Genomic DNA, 1,008 nt, shown 5'->3' on the forward strand with positions numbered 1-1,008 from the left:
CTAGGACTTGTCCGGGCGATCATGTGCGGAGCCAGATGGCGAGTGCTGCTGCGGTGGCGGTGCCGAGGTAGACGTAGCCGCGCTTGTCGTATCTGGTGGCCACGGCCCGGTGCTGCTTGAGTCGGTTGATGGCTCGTTCGATGGTGTTGCGCTTCTTGTAGCGCTCTTCGTCGAAGGCGGGTGGCCGTCCGCCGCGTGAGCCTTTGCGCAGGCGGGCGGCCTGGGTGTCAGCCTTCTCCGGGATGGTGTGCCGGATTCCCCGGCGTCGCAGGTACTTGCGGATGGGTCCGTTGCTGTAGGCCTTGTCCGCGGCAAGGCTGTCGGGTTTCTTGCGGGGCCTGCCCGGGCCGAGCTTGGGAATGCGGATCTTGTCCAGCACCTTCGTGAACTGGGTGCAGTCCGCCCGCTGGCCTGGTGTGACGATGAGGGACAGCGGGCGGCATCGGCCGTCGGCGCTCAGGTGGAGTTTGCTGGTGAACCCGCCCCGCGAGCGGCCCAGGCCCTCACTTCCTGCACCACCTCCACCAGGCGGGCGTGCAGACTCTGCCACGCTGTTTCGCCCTGGTGTTCTGCCTGCTCGGCCCCCTTTGATGCCGGGATCGGCGGCGGATCGGTGCGGGCGCCGGCGGCGTGCTGATGAGCGCGAACGATGGTGGAGTCCACCGAGATGTCCCAGTCGATCTCACCCGCGTCATCCGCGGCGGCCTGGACCTGCTGCAGCAGACGTTCCCACGTCCCGTCCGCCGACCACAGCCGGTGCCGTTCATAGACCGTTTTCCACGGCCCGAACCGTTCCGGCAGGTCACGCCACTGCACACCAGTCCGCACCCGGTGCAGAATCCCGTCGATGACCTGCCGGTGATCCCGCCACCGGCCACAACGCCGGTTACTGACCGGCAGGAACGGCCGCAGCCGTTCCCACTCTGCGTCTGTCAGATCACCCCGCCCCATGTCCACATCAACGACCTGGACGGCGAGTAGTCACATGATCGGGCGGACAAGTCCTAG

The 1,008-nt window shown here is 67.2% G+C and carries 1 protein-coding gene; it reads right to left on the reverse strand.

Annotated elements, in window-relative coordinates; translation table 11 throughout:
• Positions 1–19 precede the first annotated feature (19 nt).
• Positions 20–951, reverse strand: a protein-coding gene (locus tag PV341_RS45075; RefSeq protein ID WP_500337458.1) for an IS5 family transposase whose coding sequence is annotated in 2 segments (ribosomal slippage) — positions 20–535 and positions 538–951 — 930 coding nt in all. Because the reading frame shifts where the segments join, the coding sequence is not laid out codon by codon here.
• Positions 952–1,008: the final 57 nt, after the last annotated feature.

Origin of the sequence: Streptomyces sp. PA03-1a, assembly GCF_033792805.1 — a bacterium.
Lineage (GTDB): Bacteria > Actinomycetota > Actinomycetes > Streptomycetales > Streptomycetaceae > Actinacidiphila.